Source organism: Mesorhizobium sp. M8A.F.Ca.ET.207.01.1.1 (assembly GCF_004794715.1).
In the GTDB taxonomy this organism is placed as follows: domain Bacteria; phylum Pseudomonadota; class Alphaproteobacteria; order Rhizobiales; family Rhizobiaceae; genus Mesorhizobium.
Genome location: NZ_SRUS01000001.1, coordinates 853232 through 869964, shown reverse-complemented (window position 1 = coordinate 869964; position 16733 = coordinate 853232). Strand labels below are relative to the sequence as shown.

Here is a 16733-nt window from a genome sequence, read left to right as displayed (position 1 = left end):
TTGATGGTGACGACGATGCCGGCACCGACGGTGCGGCCGCCTTCACGGATGGCGAAGCGCAGCTTCTCTTCCATGGCGATCGGCACGATCAGCTCGACATCGACCGTGATGTTGTCGCCAGGCATCACCATCTCGGTGCCTTCCGGCAGCGACACGATGCCGGTCACGTCGGTCGTGCGGAAGTAGAACTGCGGACGGTAGTTGGTGAAGAACGGCGTGTGACGGCCACCTTCGTCCTTGGTCAGGATGTAGGCTTCGGCCACGAACTTCTTGTGCGGCTTCACCGTGCCCGGCTTGGCCAGAACCTGGCCGCGCTCGACGCCTTCACGGTCGACGCCGCGCAACAGCGCGCCGATGTTGTCGCCAGCCTGGCCCTGATCGAGCAGCTTGCGGAACATTTCCACGCCCGTGCAGGTCGTCTTGGTCGTCGGACGGATGCCGATGATTTCCAGTTCCTCGCCGACCTTGACCACGCCGCGCTCGACGCGGCCGGTCACGACCGTGCCACGGCCCGAGATCGAGAACACGTCTTCGATCGGCATCAGGAACGGCTTGTCGAGCGGACGAACCGGCGTCGGGATGTAGGCGTCGACCTGAGCCATCAGCTCGCGGATCGCGTCCTCGCCGATCGTCTTGTTCGAATCCTCGAGTGCGGCAAGCGCCGAACCCTTGACGATCGGAATGTCGTCGCCGGGGAATTCGTTCTTCGACAGCAGTTCACGAACCTCGAGCTCGACCAGTTCGAGCAGCTCGGCGTCGTCGACCTGATCGACCTTGTTCAGGAACACCACGATCGACGGCACGCCGACCTGACGGGCAAGCAGGATGTGCTCGCGGGTCTGCGGCATCGGGCCGTCGGCGGCCGACACGACCAGGATCGCGCCGTCCATCTGCGCGGCGCCGGTGATCATGTTCTTCACATAATCGGCGTGGCCGGGGCAGTCGACATGCGCGTAGTGGCGGTTCTCGGTCTCGTATTCGACGTGAGCCGTCGAGATCGTGATGCCGCGCGCCTTCTCTTCCGGCGCCGCGTCGATCTGGTCATAGCGCTTGTATTCGCCAAAATACTTGGTGATAGCAGCCGTCAGCGACGTCTTGCCGTGATCGACGTGACCAATCGTGCCGATGTTCACATGAGGCTTAGTGCGCTCGAATTTACCTTTTGCCATGTGATGTCTCCATTTCCTGCTCGCCCATGCGGGCTTTGAATTGCGTTACCGCGGCAGCTCTTTCGAGTTACGCGTATTTCTTCTGGACTTCCTGAGCGACCGCGGTCGGGACCGGCTCATAGTGATCGAACTGCATCGTGTAAGCCGCGCGGCCCTGGCTCATCGAGCGCAGGTTGTCGACGTACTTGAACATGTTGGCGAGCGGCACCATCGCGTTGATGACGACGGCCACGCCGCGCGCTTCCTGGCCCTGGATCTGGCCGCGACGGCCGTTCAGGTCACCGATGACGCTGCCGACGTAGTCTTCCGGCGTCACCACCTCGACCTTCATGATCGGCTCGAGCAACTGCACGCCAAGCTTGGGAGCAGCTTCACGGAAGCACGCGCGGGACGCGATTTCGAAGGCCAGGACCGAGGAGTCGACATCATGGTAGGCACCGTCGATGAGCGTCGCCCTGACGCCGATCATCGGGAAGCCGGCGAACGGACCAGCGCCCATGACGCTCTGGATGCCCTTTTCGACGCCCGGAATGTATTCCTTCGGCACCGCGCCGCCGACGATCTTGGACTCGAACACGAAGTCCTCGCTCTCGGAATTCGGCTCGAACACAACCTTGACGCGCGCGAACTGGCCGGTACCGCCGGTCTGCTTCTTGTGCGTGTAGTCCTGCTCGTGCTTGCGGGTGATCGTCTCGCGATAAGCCACCTGCGGCGCGCCGACATTGGCTTCGACCTTGAACTCGCGACGCATGCGGTCGACGATGATGTCGAGGTGCAGTTCGCCCATGCCGGAGATGATGGTCTGGCCGCTTTCCTCGTCGGTCTTGACGCGGAAGGACGGATCCTCGGCAGCCAGGCGGTGAAGGGCGAGACCCATCTTTTCCTGGTCGTTCTTGGTCTTCGGCTCGATGGCGATCTGGATGACCGGATCGGGGAATTCCATGCGCTCGAGGATGACCGGGTGCAGCGGATCGCACAGCGTGTCGCCGGTGGTGGTGTCCTTGAGGCCGGCCAAGGCGACAATGTCGCCCGCAAAAGCTTCTTCGACGTCGGCGCGCGAATTCGCATGCATCTGCAGCATGCGGCCGATGCGCTCCTTCTTGCCCTTCACGGTGTTGTCGACAGAGACGCCCTTGGTGAGCTTGCCCGAATAGATGCGGGCAAAGGTCAGCGAACCGACGAACGGGTCGTTCATGATCTTGAAGGCGAGCATCGACAGCGGCTCGTTGTCGTCCGCATGACGCTCGATCTCGGCGTCGGTCTTGGCATCGACACCCTTGATGGCCGGAACATCGGCCGGCGACGGCAGGTATTCGACAACGGCGTCGAGCAACGGCTGCACGCCCTTGTTCTTGAAGGCCGAGCCGCAGAACATCGGGTAGAACTTGACCGCGATCGTACCCTTGCGGATCAACGAACGGATCTCGTCATTCGACGGCATCTTGCCTTCGAGGTAGTTTTCGAGCGCCGTCTCGTCCATTTCGACGGCGGCTTCGATCATCTTCTCGCGGTATTCCTCGGCACGCGCCTTGAGGTCGGCCGGGATCTCGACGACGTCCCAGGCAGCGCCCAGCGTCTCGTCGCGCCAGACCAGCGCGTTCATCTCGACGAGGTCGACGACACCCTTGAATTCGGTCTCGGCGCCGATCGGCAGCTGCATGACGACAGCCTGCGCGCCGAGGCGCGAGCCGATCATCTCGACCGAGCGGTAGAAGTCGGCGCCGATCTTGTCCATCTTGTTGCAGAAGATCATGCGCGGCACGCGGTACTTGTCGGCCTGGCGCCAGACGGTTTCCGTCTGCGGCTCGACACCGGCATTGGCATCGAGCAGCGCGATGGCGCCGTCGAGCACGCGCAGCGAACGCTCGACCTCGATGGTGAAGTCGACGTGTCCGGGGGTGTCGATGATGTTGAAGCGGTGCATCTTGCCGTCACGGCCCTTCCAGAAGGTCGTGGTCGCGGCGGACGTGATGGTGATGCCGCGTTCCTGCTCCTGCTCCATCCAGTCCATGGTGGCAGCGCCGTCGTGCACTTCGCCGATCTTGTGCGACTTGCCCGTGTAATAGAGGACGCGCTCGGTGGTCGTCGTCTTGCCGGCGTCGATATGCGCCATGATACCGAAATTGCGGTAGTCTTCGATTTTGTATTCGCGGGCCATCGTAGCTGCCTCTCAGTCCTGTTCGCGCTTTACCAGCGGTAGTGCGCGAAAGCGCGGTTGGCTTCAGCCATCTTGTGGGTGTCTTCCCGCTTCTTCACGGCGGTGCCGCGGTTGTTGGCCGCGTCCATCAGCTCGCCGGAGAGGCGATCGACCATGGTGGTCTCGTTGCGGTTGCGGGCCGCGGCGATCAGCCAGCGGATCGCCAATGCCTGGCGACGCTCGGGACGAACGTCGACCGGAACCTGGTAGGTGGCGCCGCCGACGCGGCGCGAACGCACTTCCACATGCGGCGCGACATTGTCGAGCGCCTGGTGGAAGACGGTGACCGGCTCCTGCTTAGTCTTCGACTGGACCTGGTCCAGCGCGCCGTAGACGATGGTCTCGGCAACCGACTTCTTGCCGTCATACATGACGGCGTTCATGAACTTGGTGACGATCAGATCGCCGAACTTGGGATCCGGGTTGATCTCACGCTTTTCTGCACTGTGACGACGCGACATGGCTTTTGTCTCTCAATCTCGTAGCCCGGCGCGTTCAAGCAGCGCCAAGGCCGGAAAATCTTACTTCGGACGCTTGGCGCCGTACTTCGAACGGCGCTGCTTGCGGTTCTTCACGCCCTGCGTGTCGAGCACGCCGCGGATGATGTGGTAGCGCACGCCCGGAAGATCCTTGACGCGGCCGCCGCGGATCATGACCACGGAGTGTTCCTGAAGGTTGTGACCTTCGCCGGGGATATAACCGATCACTTCAAAACCATTGGTCAGGCGGATCTTGGCCACCTTGCGCAGCGCCGAGTTCGGCTTCTTCGGCGTCGTCGTATAGACGCGCGTGCAGACGCCCCGCTTCTGCGGGTTCTGCTGCATGGCCGGGACCTTGTTGCGCTTCACCGGCGCAATGCGCGGCTTGCGGATCAGCTGGTTGACGGTAGGCATTAAACCCTCTTGTCTCTCAATTCCGTGTCTCGTGCCGGTCAAGGCTCGCTCAAAGCGTCATTTCCATACGCAAATTCGGGCCACAAACCGCGCCTCGCGGTCTTGCCCGAACAAATCGCAGAGGAAGCGGAAGCCGCTTCGTGCACGCCGGAAATGTCTTTTCGCTCGTAAAACGAACCCTGTTTGAGGCAAACTCCAAAGCGTGTCGCTTCGGAAGGGAGAGCCTCACATCGGTTCTGACTGGGCGGCTTCTACTCGTAAGCCCGCGAACCGTCAACCCCGCAGAGGCAAATATTGCATTGAAGCCGGGGCCTGGCAGCCATGCGAAAACCGCATGTAATTTTCTTTCGCCGTTTGGCAAGGACGAGGAAGAAAGTGCCAAGCCTCTAGCAAAGTGCCAAGCCTCTAGCAAAGTGAATGGCTTTTGGCTGTTGCGGGGCCTTGCTTCATGCGAAAAGGCCGCATGAACACTGACAATCCCTCGCCGCGAAGGAATCGGCCCGTGAACGACAATGAAGAACGCCCGGTCACCATCATCACCGGCCGGGTGTGGAAGAAGAAAGGCGGCAAGCCGGAAGGTGTGCATGTCATGCTGGTGGCGCCCGATGACGATTCGGCGGTGCGCCGTGCGCTCGAATCGCTGGCTGCCGAAGGCTACGCCGAGGCCGAACTCGACCAGATCGGCGACATGGAGGGCGAGCCCGACGATGAGCCGCATCTGTCGGCCTTCCAGGGCGCGCTTGAAGGCGAAGTGTCGATCGTGACCTTCGACGTGCCGATCTGATCGCAGCGTGGCGCCCCTCGCCTGCCCAGCGTCATGATGCCGATTCGTTCGAATAGCCGGCATGGCCGACGCTTGCCCGTCATGGCCGATCTGCTAAGAGACGCGCAGACGTCCCAACCCGGCGGAGCCTCATGTCCTCATCCATCTCGCCCATAAGAATCGGCATTGTCGGTGTCGGCAAGATCGTCCGCGACCAGCACCTTCCGGCACTGGCCAAGGATCGAGACTACCAGCTGATCGCAGCGGCCAGCCGGCACGGCAAGGTCGACGGCATCGCGAATTTCCCCGATATAGAGACGATGCTTGGCGCGGTTGCCGAACTCGACGCGGTGTCGCTGTGCATGCCGCCGCAGTTCCGCTATGACGCCGCGCGCAAGGCGCTCGAGGCCGGGAAGCACGTCTTCCTGGAAAAACCGCCGGGTGCCACGGTCAGCGAAGTCGAGGACCTGAAGGCGTTAGCGGCGAAACAAGGCGTCTCCTTGTTCGCAAGCTGGCACTCGCGCTACGCGCCGGCTGTCGAAGCGGCACGGACATTCCTGGCTTCGACCAAAATCAAATCGGCGGCGATCGTCTGGAAGGAAGATGTGCGCCGCTGGCATCCGAACCAGGACTGGATCTGGCAGCCTGGCGGCTTCGGCGTCTTCGATCCCGGCATCAACGCGCTGTCGATTGCAACCTATATCCTGCCGGCCATGTACATCACTTCGGCCGTACTCGATTTTCCGGAGAATCGCGACGCACCGATCGCGGCCCAGGTCGCGTTCCACGCGGCGAACGGATTCGATGTGACCATGGATCTCGACTGGTTGCAGACCGGACCGCAGAGCTGGGACATTTTGGCCGACACGGATGCCGGGCAGATGGTGCTCTCGGGTGGCGGCTCGAAGCTCGCCGTCGACGGCCGCGTCGTCCATGAGGAACCGGAAGCGGAATATCCGATGCTCTACCGGCGATTTGCCGAGATTGTGCATGCCGGCGTATCCGATGTGGACCTTGCACCGCTGCAGCACGTCGCCGACGCCTTCATGCTCGGCAAGCGCAATGTGGTCGAGGCGTTTTTCGACTGAAGATCGCCAGGTGCGCCCCGACGTCAGTCGACAATCGCGATGGCAAAGCCGTCATAGCCCTTGGCGCCCACGGTCTGGATGGCTGTGCCGTCCAGCCGTTTTTCGCCGCCGATAAAGGAAAACGCCGCGCGGGCGCCTTCGACATTGGCATCGCGGCCATCCTCATCCAGCACGGCGCCGTCACGGATGACGTTGTCGCAGACGATGACCGTCCCGGAGCGTGACAGCCGCAAGGCCCAGGACAGATAGTTCGGGTTGTTCGGCTTGTCGGCATCAATGAAGATCAGATCGAACGGGCCGGCATTCTCATTGCCGAGTGCGGCAAGCGACTGGAGCGCCGGACCGACGCGCAGTTCCACCCGGTCCGCTACCCCTGCCCGCTCGAAATTCGAGCGTGCGACCTTGGCATGATGCGGATCGAGTTCGAGCGTCACGACTTTGCCGTCGGCGGGCAGTCCCCGCGCCATCCAGATGGTCGAATAGCCGCCCAGCGTGCCGATCTCGAGCGCCTTTTTCGCGCCGCCGATGCGCGCCAGCAGCGAGAGCAGTTTTCCTTGCGCCGCCGAGACATCGATCGCCGGCAGGCCATTGTCGCGGTTGGCCGCCAGAACCGCGTCGAGAACGGGATCCGCCTCGAAGAGCGAGCAGACGATGTAGTCGTCGACAGCCGTCCAGGTCTTCGTGCTCATCTGCTTTCCTCCGATCGTTGAAACGAAAAAGCCGCCGGGTTGCCCCGACGGCTTCTGTTGCCTGAGATTTCTTGCCGTCGCGCTTACTGCGCGGCGGTTGTCATGTCGGCGAGCATCGGCTCGGCCACTTCAACACCGGAGGCCTTGCGGCGCTCGTCGATGATGAGTTCGTCGCGCGAGGTGGCAATGCGCCGGATCTGGCTCATCGTGCCGCCGGTACCGGCCGGGATCAACCGGCCGACGATGACGTTTTCCTTCAAGCCCTGCAGCATGTCGGTCTTGCCGGCAACCGCGGCCTCCGTCAGCACCCTGGTCGTCTCCTGGAAGGAGGCGGCCGAGATGAAGGACGGCGTCTGCAGCGAAGCCTTGGTTATGCCCAAGAGCACCGGCTGGCCTTCAGCCGGCTTCTTGCCGTCCTCGACCAGGCGCTCGTTGACCTCTTCCAGTTCGATCACGTCGACGTGGTCGCCCGGGATGTAGGTCGAGTCGCCCTGCGTGGTGATCTCGACCTTCTGCAGCATCTGGCGAACGATCACCTCGATGTGCTTGTCGTTGATCGACACGCCCTGCAGACGGTAGACTTCCTGGATCTCGTTGACGAGGTAGGACGCAAGCGCCTCCACGCCCTTGATCGCCAGGATGTCGTGCGGCGCCGGATTGCCGTCGAGGATGTAGTCGCCCTTCTCGATGACGTCGCCGTCCTGGAGATGGAACGGCTTGCCCTTCGGGATCAGGTATTCGACCGGCTCGAGCGTCGAGTCATGCGGCTCGATAATGATGCGACGCTTGTTCTTGTAGTCGCGGCCGAAGCGGATCGTGCCGTCGATCTCGGCGATGATGGCGTGATCCTTCGGACGACGTGCCTCGAACAGTTCGGCAACACGCGGCAGACCGCCGGTGATGTCCTTGGTCTTGGCGCTTTCCATCGGGATACGCGCCAGCACGTCGCCGGGGCGAACCTGGGCACCCGGCTCGACCGAGAGAATGGCCTCGACCGAGAGCAGGAAGCGGGCATCGCCGCCCTTCGATAGCTTGCCGACCTTGCCCTTGGTGTCCAGGATGGCAATCGCAGGCTTGAGGTCGTTGCCGCGCGGCGTCGAACGCCAGTCGATGACCTCACGCTTGGTGATGCCGGTCGACTCGTCGGCCGTTTCCTGGACGGAAATACCGTCGACCAGATCCTCATACGACACCTTGCCCTCGATTTCAGTGAGGACAGGACGGGTATAGGGATCCCACTCGGCGATACGCTGGCCACGCTTCACCTTGTCGCCATCGTCCACGAAGATGCGCGAACCATAGGTGACACGGTGCGTTGCACGCTCCTTGCCGGCCTCGTCGAGGATCAGCACCGCCATGTTGCGGCCCATGACCATCTGCTGGCCGTCCGAGTTGCGCACCACGTTGCGGTTGCGGATCTCGACCTTGCCCTCATACGAGGCTTCAAGGAACGAAGAGTCCACCACCTGCGCGGTACCGCCCATGTGGAAGGTACGCATGGTGAGCTGCGTGCCCGGCTCGCCGATCGACTGCGCCGCGATGACGCCGACGGCTTCGCCCTGGTTGACCGGGGTGCCACGGGCCAGATCGCGTCCGTAGCAGACCGCGCAGACGCCGATCCTGACTTCGCAGGTCAGGGCCGAGCGGATGCGGACCGACTGCACGCCGGCCTTTTCGATCTGTTCCACGTCCCGCTCGTCCATCAGCGTTCCGGCCTTGACCAGGACTTCGCCCGACACCGGATGGGTGATGTCGTCGAGCGATGTACGGCCCAGCACGCGCTGGCCAACCGAAGCGACGACCTGACCGGCATCGACGATCGGCTGCATGGTGAGGCCCTTGTCGGTGCCGCAATCCACGGAGTTGACGATGCAGTCCTGCGCCACGTCGACCAGACGACGGGTGAGGTAACCCGAGTTCGCCGTCTTCAAGGCGGTGTCGGCCAGACCCTTGCGGGCACCGTGGGTCGAGTTGAAGTACTCGAGCACGGTCAGGCCTTCCTTGAAGTTCGAGATGATCGGCGTCTCGATGATTTCACCCGAGGGCTTGGCCATCAGGCCGCGCATGCCGGCGAGCTGGCGCATCTGGGTGGGCGAGCCGCGCGCACCGGAGTGCGACATCATGTAGATCGAGTTCATGGGCTTCTGACGGCCATTGTCCTCGAACTCGACCGCCTTGATGCGGGCCATCATTTCGTCGGCGACCTTTTCCGAGCACTTGGCCCAGGCGTCGACGACCTTGTTGTACTTCTCGCCCTGCGTGATCAGACCGTCATTGTATTGCTGCTCGTACTCCTTGGCCAAAGCCTCGGTGTCCGACACCAGCTTGATCTTGGTGTCCGGGATCAGCATGTCGTCCTTTCCGAACGAGATGCCGGCACGGCACGCATGAGCAAAGCCGAGCGCCATGATGCGATCGCAGAAAATGACCGTCTCCTTCTGACCGCAATGGCGGTAGACGGTGTCGATCATCTTGGAGATGTTCTTCTTGGTCATCTCCTGGTTGGCGGTCTCGTAGGGCACGTTGACGTTCTTCGGCAGAAGTTCGCCGATGATCATGCGGCCAGGCGTGGTGTCATGGATCTTCGACACGACCTTGCCTTCGGCGTCGACCGTGCGGAAGCGACCCTTGATCTTGGCGTGCAAGGTCACGGCCTTGGTCTCGAGCGCGTGCTGGAGCTCGCCCATATCGGCAAACACCATGCCCTCGCCCGGCTCGTTCTGGTTGACGATCGAGAGGTAGTAGAGACCCAGGACCATGTCCTGCGACGGCACGATGATCGGCGCGCCGGAGGCCGGGTGCAGGATGTTGTTGGTCGACATCATCAGCACGCGGGCTTCCAACTGCGCTTCCAGCGACAGCGGCACGTGAACGGCCATCTGGTCGCCGTCGAAGTCGGCGTTGAAGGCCGTGCAGACCAGCGGGTGAAGCTGGATCGCCTTGCCTTCGATCAGGATCGGCTCGAACGCCTGGATGCCGAGGCGGTGCAGCGTCGGCGCGCGGTTCAACAGGACCGGATGCTCGCGGATGACCTCGTCGAGGATATCCCAGACTTCCGGACGCTCCTTCTCGACAAGCTTCTTCGCCTGCTTGACGGTCGAGGAGTAACCCTTGGCGTCGAGGCGGGCATAGATGAAGGGCTTGAACAGTTCGAGCGCCATCTTCTTCGGCAGGCCGCACTGATGCAGCTTGAGCTCCGGACCGGTGACGATGACCGAACGGCCGGAATAGTCGACGCGCTTGCCGAGCAGGTTCTGACGGAACCGGCCCTGCTTGCCCTTGAGCATGTCGGACAGCGACTTCAGCGGACGCTTGTTGGCACCGGTGATGACGCGGCCGCGACGGCCGTTGTCGAACAGCGCATCGACGGCTTCCTGCAGCATGCGCTTTTCATTGCGCACGATGATGCCGGGGGCGCGCAGTTCGATCAGCCGCTTCAGGCGGTTGTTGCGGTTGATCACGCGGCGATAGAGATCGTTCAGGTCGGACGTGGCGAAGCGGCCGCCGTCCAGGGGAACCAGCGGGCGCAGGTCCGGCGGGATCACCGGAACGACCTTCATGATCATCCATTCCGGACGATTGCCGGACTCCATGAAGTTCTCGACGACCTTGAGACGCTTCAGATACTTCTTCTGCTTCAGCTCGGACGTGGTCGAAGCCAGTTCCGAACGCAGGTCGCCTGCGATCTTCTCCAGATCCATGCCGGCCAGAAGGTCATGAATGGCCTCGGCGCCGATCATGGCGGTGAAGGAATCCTCGCCATATTCGTCGACGGCGATCATGTACTCTTCCTCGCTGAGCAGCTGGTGCTCCTTCAGCGCGGTGAGGCCAGGTTCGGTGACGATGTAGTTCTCGAAGTAGAGGACGCGCTCGATGTCCTTAAGGGTCATGTCGAGCAGCGTGCCGATGCGCGAGGGCAGCGACTTCAGGAACCAGATATGGGCTACCGGTGCCGCCAGCTCGATATGGCCCATGCGCTCGCGGCGGACGCGCGACAGCGTGACTTCGACGCCGCACTTCTCGCAGATGACGCCCTTGTACTTCATGCGCTTGTACTTGCCGCACAGGCACTCATAGTCCTTGATCGGGCCAAAAATGCGCGCGCAGAACAGACCGTCACGCTCCGGCTTGAAGGTGCGGTAGTTGATGGTCTCCGGCTTCTTGATCTCGCCGAACGACCAGGACAGAATCTTCTCAGGGCTGGCGAGCGATATCCGGATGGAATCGAACACCTGCGCCGGCGCCTGCGGATTGAAGAGATTCATGACCTCTTGGTTCATGCCGTTCTCCTTTTCGGGGTCCTCGAAAACCCCTTGCATCTAACGCGGGCCAAACGCCCGCTGAGTGGTCGGCCCACCGGCCGAAGAAATCGAAGCATCCGGTCGCGGGAGCCTCTCCCGCGACCGGATGTCTTGTTTACTCGGCCGCGTCGGGCAGCCGGACAGGATTGTCGTCGAGCTTGGTGTTCTCCAATTCGACATTGAGGCCGAGAGACCGCATTTCCTTGACGAGCACGTTGAAGCTCTCGGGAATGCCTGCCTCGAACGTGTCGTCGCCACGCACGATCGCCTCGTAGACCTTGGTGCGGCCGGCGACGTCGTCCGACTTCACCGTCAGCATTTCCTGCAGCGTGTAGGCGGCGCCGTAGGCTTCCAGCGCCCAGACCTCCATCTCGCCGAAGCGCTGGCCGCCGAACTGCGCCTTGCCGCCCAGCGGCTGCTGGGTGACGAGCGAGTACGGACCGATCGAACGCGCGTGGATCTTGTCGTCCACCAGGTGGTGAAGCTTGAGCATGTAGATATAGCCCATCGTCACCTTGCGATCGAACGGCTCGCCGGTGCGGCCGTCATAGAGCTGCGACTGACCGCTGGTGTGCAGGCCCGCCTGCTCCAGCATGATGTTGATGTCAGCCTCATGTGCGCCGTCGAACACCGGGGTCGCGATGGAGACGCCGCGGCGCATCTGCTCGCTGAGGCGAACGATGCTCTCGTCGTCATACTCGCGGACCGGTTCGTTGCGGTCGTTGGCGGGCATGAAGCTTTCCAACGTCTTGCGCAGCGGCTTGATGTCGCCGGCAGCCTTATACGTGTCGATCAGCTCGCCGATCTTCCTGCCCATGCCGGCACAAGCCCAGCCCAGATGCGTTTCCAGGATCTGGCCGACATTCATGCGGCTCGGCACACCCAACGGGTTGAGCACGATATCGGCATGCGTGCCGTCCTCGAGGAAAGGCATGTCCTCGACCGGAACGATGCGCGACACGACACCCTTGTTGCCGTGACGGCCGGCCATCTTGTCGCCGGGCTGCATCTTGCGCTTCACCGCCACGAAGACCTTGACCATCTTCATGACGCCCGGAGGCATTTCGTCGCCGCGCTGCACCTTCTCGACCTTGTCCATGAAGCGCTGTTCGAGCGCCTTCTTGGAATCGTCGTACTGGCCACGCAGGGCTTCCAGTTCGCTCTGGAGCTTTTCGTTCTCCACCGCAAACTGCCACCACTGCGAACGCGGATACTCGTCGAGCGTGTCTTTGGACAGCGTCGAGCCCTTCTTGAAACCTTTCGGTCCAGCAATCGCTTCCTTGCCGACGAGAACGTCGGAAAGACGCGCGTAGACGTTGCGGTCCAGGATCGCCTGTTCATCGTCACGGTCCTTGGCGAGGCGTTCGATCTCCTCGCGCTCGATCGCCATGGCGCGCTCGTCCTTCTCCACACCGTGGCGATTGAACACGCGCACCTCGACGACGGTGCCGAAGGTGCCCGGAGGCATGCGCATGGAAGTGTCGCGCACGTCGGAAGCCTTTTCGCCGAAGATGGCGCGCAGAAGCTTCTCTTCCGGCGTCATCGGGCTTTCACCCTTCGGCGTGATCTTGCCGACCAGGATGTCGCCCGGCTGAACTTCGGCGCCGATATAGACGATGCCGGCTTCGTCGAGGTTCTTCAGCGCTTCTTCCGAGACGTTGGGAATGTCGCGCGTGATTTCCTCCGGACCGAGCTTGGTATCGCGCGCCATGACCTCGAACTCCTCGATGTGGATCGAGGTGAAGACGTCGTCGGCGACGATGCGCTCGGACAAGAGGATGGAGTCCTCGTAGTTGTAGCCGTTCCAAGGCATGAACGCGACCAGCACGTTGCGGCCGAGCGCCAGATCACCGAGTTCGGTCGACGGACCGTCGGCGATGATGTCGCCCTTGTTGACCCTGTCACCCATGCGCACCAGCGGACGCTGGTTGATGCAGGTGTTCTGGTTCGAACGCTGGAACTTCATCAACCGGTAGATGTCGACGCCGGACTTGCCCGGGTCGAGATCCTCGGTGGCGCGGATAACGATACGCGTCGCGTCCACCTGGTCGACGATGCCGCCGCGGCGGGCGCCGATGGCGGCGCCCGAGTCACGGGCGACGATCGGCTCCATGCCGGTGCCGACGAACGGCGCTTCGGCGCGCACCAGCGGCACGGCCTGACGCTGCATGTTCGAGCCCATCAGAGCGCGGTTGGCGTCGTCGTTCTCGAGGAACGGGATGAGCGCCGCGGCAACAGACACCATCTGCTTGGGCGACACGTCCATCAGGTCGACGTTTTCGCGCGGCGCCATCATCACTTCGCCAGCGCTGCGGCAAATGACGAACTCGTCGACGAAGCCGCCGTTCTTGTCGAGCTCGGCATTGGCCTGCGCGACATGGTGCTTGGCCTCTTCCATCGCCGAGAGATAGACGACCTCATTGGTCAGCTTGCCGTCGACGATCTTGCGGTAGGGGCTTTCGATGAAGCCGTACTTGTTGACGCGCGCGAAAGTCGCCAGCGAGTTGATCAGACCGATATTCGGGCCTTCCGGCGTCTCGATCGGGCAGATGCGGCCGTAATGCGTCGGGTGCACGTCGCGCACTTCGAAGCCGGCACGCTCGCGGGTCAGACCCCCCGGTCCAAGCGCCGAGAGACGACGCTTGTGGGTGATCTCCGACAGCGGATTGGTCTGGTCCATGAACTGCGACAGCTGCGAGGAACCGAAGAACTCGCGCACGGCGGCGGCCGCCGGCTTGGCGTTGATCAGGTCCTGCGGCATGACGGTGTCGATCTCGATCGAGGACATGCGTTCCTTGATCGCGCGCTCCATGCGAAGCAGGCCGACGCGGTACTGGTTTTCCATCAGCTCGCCGACCGAACGCACGCGGCGGTTGCCGAGATTGTCGATGTCGTCGATCTCGCCCTTGCCGTCACGCAGTTCGACCAGCGTCCTGACCACGGCCAGGATGTCGTCCTTGCGCAGCACGCGCACGGTGTCCTCGGCCTTGAGCTCCAGGCGCATGTTCATCTTGACGCGGCCAACGGCGGACAGGTCGTAGCGCTCGCTGTCGAAGAACAGCGAGTTGAACATGGCTTCGGCGGTCTCAAGCGTCGGCGGCTCGCCCGGGCGCATGACACGGTAGATGTCGAACAGCGCGTCCTGGCGGCTCTCGTTCTTGTCGACGGCGAGCGTATTGCGGATATAGGCGCCGACATTGACATGGTCGATGTCGAGGACCTGGATCTCCTGCTCGCCGGTGCCGAGCAGCACCTTGAGCGTCTTGTCGTCGATCTCGTCGCCGGCCTCGAGGAAAATCTCACCGGTGGCATAATTGACGATGTCCTCGGCCAGGTAGTTGCCGAGCAGATCCTCGTCGGTCGCCTTGATCGCCTTGAGGCCCTTCTCGCCGAGCTGACGCGCCTGGCGGGCGGTGATCTTCTTGCCCGCCTCGACGACGATCTCGCCGGTGTCGGCATCAACCAGGTCGCCGACGGCCTTGAGGCCGCGGAAACGCTCGACGTTGAACGGAATGCGCCAATGGTCGCCGGCGCGCTTGTAGGTGATCTTGTTGTAGAAGGTCGACAGGATCTCCTCGCCGTCCATGCCGAGCGCCATCAGCAGCGACGTCACGGGGATCTTGCGGCGGCGGTCGATGCGGGCGTGGACGACGTCCTTGGAATCGAACTCGATGTCGAGCCACGAGCCACGATAGGGGATGACACGGGCGGCAAACAGAAGCTTGCCCGACGAGTGCGACTTGCCCTTGTCGTGATCGAAGAAGACGCCCGGCGAGCGATGCATCTGCGAGACGATGACGCGCTCGGTGCCATTGACGATGAAGGTGCCGTTCAAGGTCATGAGCGGCATGTCGCCCATGTAGACGTCCTGCTCCTTGATGTCCTTGATCGACTTGGCACCAGTATCCTCGTCGATATCGAACACGATGAGGCGCAGCGTCACCTTCAGCGGCGCGGCATAGGTCAGGTCGCGCTGACGGCATTCGTCAACGTCGAATTTCGGTCCTTCGAACTCGTACTTCACGAACTCCAGCATGGAGGAGCCGGAAAAATCGGAGATCGGGAAGACCGACTTGAAAACAGCCTGCAGCCCTTCGTCGGGACGTCCGCCCTTGGGCTCGTCCACCATCAGGAACTGGTCATAGGATGCCTTCTGAACCTCGATGAGGTTCGGCATCTCCGCAACTTCCGGGATCTTCCCGAAAAACTTGCGTACGCGTCTGCGGCCATTGAAAGTCTGGGTCTGGGCCATCGTCGCTCCTTAGCTCTAAACTCGGGACGAACCTCGCCGCGGCTCGTCTTGCATACTGAGCCACCTGGCCGGCGGCTCTCTGTCTGTTCTCCGGCCGCCTTTTCCAATTACTTGGCGGCTACCGGCTAAAACGGGAGAAAACCCGTTTCCTGAAGGCCGGTTTACGGCCCTCAGGAAAGAGGTTTTCGTACATCTCGCGTCACGCAGCCTCCCCTGGTCACCCAAGGGAGTGGCGGACGGCGCGAGGCCGCCCGCCGCTTTTACGCTTACTTCAGGTCGACCTTGGCGCCGGCTGCTTCCAGCTGGGCCTTGAACTTGTCGGCGTCGGCCTTGGAAACGCCTTCCTTGACCGGCTTCGGAGCCGCTTCGACCAGGTCCTTGGCTTCCTTGAGGCCAAGACCGGTGATGGCGCGGACTTCCTTGATGACGTTGATCTTCTGAGCGCCGGCGTCGGTGAGGACGACGTCGAATTCCGTCTTTTCCTCGACGGGGGCAGCAGCAGCGGCAGCGCCGCCAGCAGCGGCAACCGCGACCGGAGCAGCAGCCGAAACGCCCCACTTTTCTTCCAGAAGCTTCGACAGCTCAGCCGCCTCGAGGACGGTCAGCTTCGAAAGGTCGTCTACGATCTTTGCGAGATCAGCCATTGTTGTATTCCTTCGTTAGGTTCGAACGTGTGTTTTTGATAGCGAGGAACGGCCTCATGCCGCCTCGTCCTTCCGGGCGTAAGCGCCGATGACGCGCGCGACCGAGGCCGCTGGCGCATTGACGATCTGGGCGATCCGGGTTGCCGGCGTGGCGATCATGCCAACCAACCTGGCGCGCAGCTCATCGAGCGACGGAAGTGTGGCGAGTGCCTTCACACCGTCGGCGTTGAGCGAGGTGGTGCCCATTGCGCCGCCGAGAATGACGAGCTTGTCATTCCCCTTGGCGAAATCGGACGCGACCTTCGGCGCCGCAATCGGATCCTCCGAATAGGCGATCAGGGTCTGTCCCTTGAACAGGTCGATGATCGATGCGGAGTCCGTGCCCTGAAGAGCGATTTTGGCGAGACGGTTCTTCGCGACTTTAACGGTGCCACCGGCGGCGCGCATTTTCGACCGAAGGTCGTTCATTTGCGCGACGGTGATACCGGCATAGTGGGCCACGACGACTGAACCTGCGCCCGAAAACGCATCATTCAGGCCCGTGACGAGTTCGCGTTTTTCCGCTCTGTCCACTGCCTATCTCCAGTTGACCCCTGCCCCGTCAATGGGAACATTCCCATTTGCGAGGACAGGCGTCGGGTTGCCTTTTTGCCGGCCGGGCCATCCAGTAACGGATCTCCCGAACGACGCTCGAGGATCCTGCCCCCTTTCGCCACATCGACGGTCAAGCCGGCGAT

The 16733-nt window shown here is 62.3% G+C and carries 11 protein-coding genes; 2 read left to right on the top strand and 9 right to left on the bottom strand.

Going from position 1 to position 16733, the window contains the following annotated elements:
* The 4 genes from tuf to rpsL form a co-directional block, all read right to left on the bottom strand.
* The coding region (gene tuf, locus EN850_RS04465) for an elongation factor Tu (protein WP_127279960.1) at positions 1-1169 on the bottom strand (1169 nt) is incomplete at its 3' end.
* A 67-nt stretch (positions 1170-1236) separates the two neighbouring features.
* On the bottom strand, positions 1237-3327 hold the full coding sequence (gene fusA, locus EN850_RS04460; protein ID WP_127869367.1) for an elongation factor G: 2091 nt from the start codon (positions 3325-3327) through the stop codon (positions 1237-1239).
* Between the two features lie 29 nt (positions 3328-3356).
* Positions 3357-3827 (bottom strand): 30S ribosomal protein S7, encoded by a 471-nt coding sequence (gene rpsG / locus EN850_RS04455; RefSeq protein WP_008875664.1) that lies wholly within the window; start codon positions 3825-3827, stop codon positions 3357-3359.
* A gap of 60 nt (positions 3828-3887) precedes the next feature.
* Positions 3888-4259: a 30S ribosomal protein S12 gene (gene rpsL, locus EN850_RS04450; protein WP_006333356.1), complete on the bottom strand. Its 372-nt coding sequence runs from the start codon at positions 4257-4259 to the stop codon at positions 3888-3890.
* A 502-nt stretch (positions 4260-4761) separates the two neighbouring features.
* Here rpsL and EN850_RS04445 point away from each other — a divergent pair.
* Together EN850_RS04445 and EN850_RS04440 are read left to right on the top strand one after the other, a co-directional pair.
* Positions 4762-5043, top strand: coding sequence for a transcriptional regulator (locus EN850_RS04445; RefSeq protein ID WP_127277968.1), 282 nt, complete (start codon positions 4762-4764; stop codon positions 5041-5043).
* 143 nt (positions 5044-5186) lie between these two features.
* Positions 5187-6110, top strand: coding sequence for a Gfo/Idh/MocA family oxidoreductase (locus EN850_RS04440; protein ID WP_189591002.1), 924 nt, complete (start codon positions 5187-5189; stop codon positions 6108-6110).
* Between the two features lie 23 nt (positions 6111-6133).
* Here the strand turns inward: EN850_RS04440 and EN850_RS04435 are convergent, their stop codons facing one another.
* The 5 genes from EN850_RS04435 to rplJ all read right to left on the bottom strand — a co-directional run bounded on the left by EN850_RS04435 (position 6134) and on the right by rplJ (position 16569).
* Positions 6134-6799 carry an O-methyltransferase gene (locus EN850_RS04435; RefSeq protein ID WP_136090695.1) on the bottom strand — a complete coding sequence of 222 codons (666 nt, stop codon included), beginning with the start codon at positions 6797-6799 and terminating at the stop codon, positions 6134-6136.
* A gap of 83 nt (positions 6800-6882) precedes the next feature.
* On the bottom strand, positions 6883-11079 hold the full coding sequence (rpoC, locus tag EN850_RS04430; protein WP_127277965.1) for a DNA-directed RNA polymerase subunit beta': 4197 nt from the start codon (positions 11077-11079) through the stop codon (positions 6883-6885).
* A 136-nt stretch (positions 11080-11215) separates the two neighbouring features.
* Positions 11216-15352, bottom strand: coding sequence for a DNA-directed RNA polymerase subunit beta (gene rpoB / locus EN850_RS04425; RefSeq protein ID WP_135867795.1), 4137 nt, complete (start codon positions 15350-15352; stop codon positions 11216-11218).
* Positions 15353-15618: 266 nt separating this feature from the next.
* On the bottom strand, positions 15619-15996 hold the full coding sequence (gene rplL, locus EN850_RS04420; protein ID WP_006202136.1) for a 50S ribosomal protein L7/L12: 378 nt from the start codon (positions 15994-15996) through the stop codon (positions 15619-15621).
* A gap of 54 nt (positions 15997-16050) precedes the next feature.
* A complete protein-coding gene (gene rplJ, locus EN850_RS04415) occupies positions 16051-16569 on the bottom strand; it encodes a 50S ribosomal protein L10 (protein ID WP_027146631.1) in 519 nt (172 codons plus the stop codon).
* Between the last annotated feature and the right edge of the window lie 164 nt (positions 16570-16733).

Coding starts and splice junctions, on each gene's coding strand:
- fusA (WP_127869367.1), bottom strand. CDS start 3,327: ATGGCCCGCGAATACAAAATCGAAGACTACCGCAATTTCGGTATCATG.
- rpsG (WP_008875664.1), bottom strand. CDS start 3,827: ATGTCGCGTCGTCACAGTGCAGAAAAGCGTGAGATCAACCCGGATCCC.
- rpsL (WP_006333356.1), bottom strand. CDS start 4,259: ATGCCTACCGTCAACCAGCTGATCCGCAAGCCGCGCATTGCGCCGGTG.
- EN850_RS04435 (WP_136090695.1), bottom strand. CDS start 6,799: ATGAGCACGAAGACCTGGACGGCTGTCGACGACTACATCGTCTGCTCG.
- rpoC (WP_127277965.1), bottom strand. CDS start 11,079: ATGAACCAAGAGGTCATGAATCTCTTCAATCCGCAGGCGCCGGCGCAG.
- rpoB (WP_135867795.1), bottom strand. CDS start 15,352: ATGGCCCAGACCCAGACTTTCAATGGCCGCAGACGCGTACGCAAGTTT.
- rplL (WP_006202136.1), bottom strand. CDS start 15,996: ATGGCTGATCTCGCAAAGATCGTAGACGACCTTTCGAAGCTGACCGTC.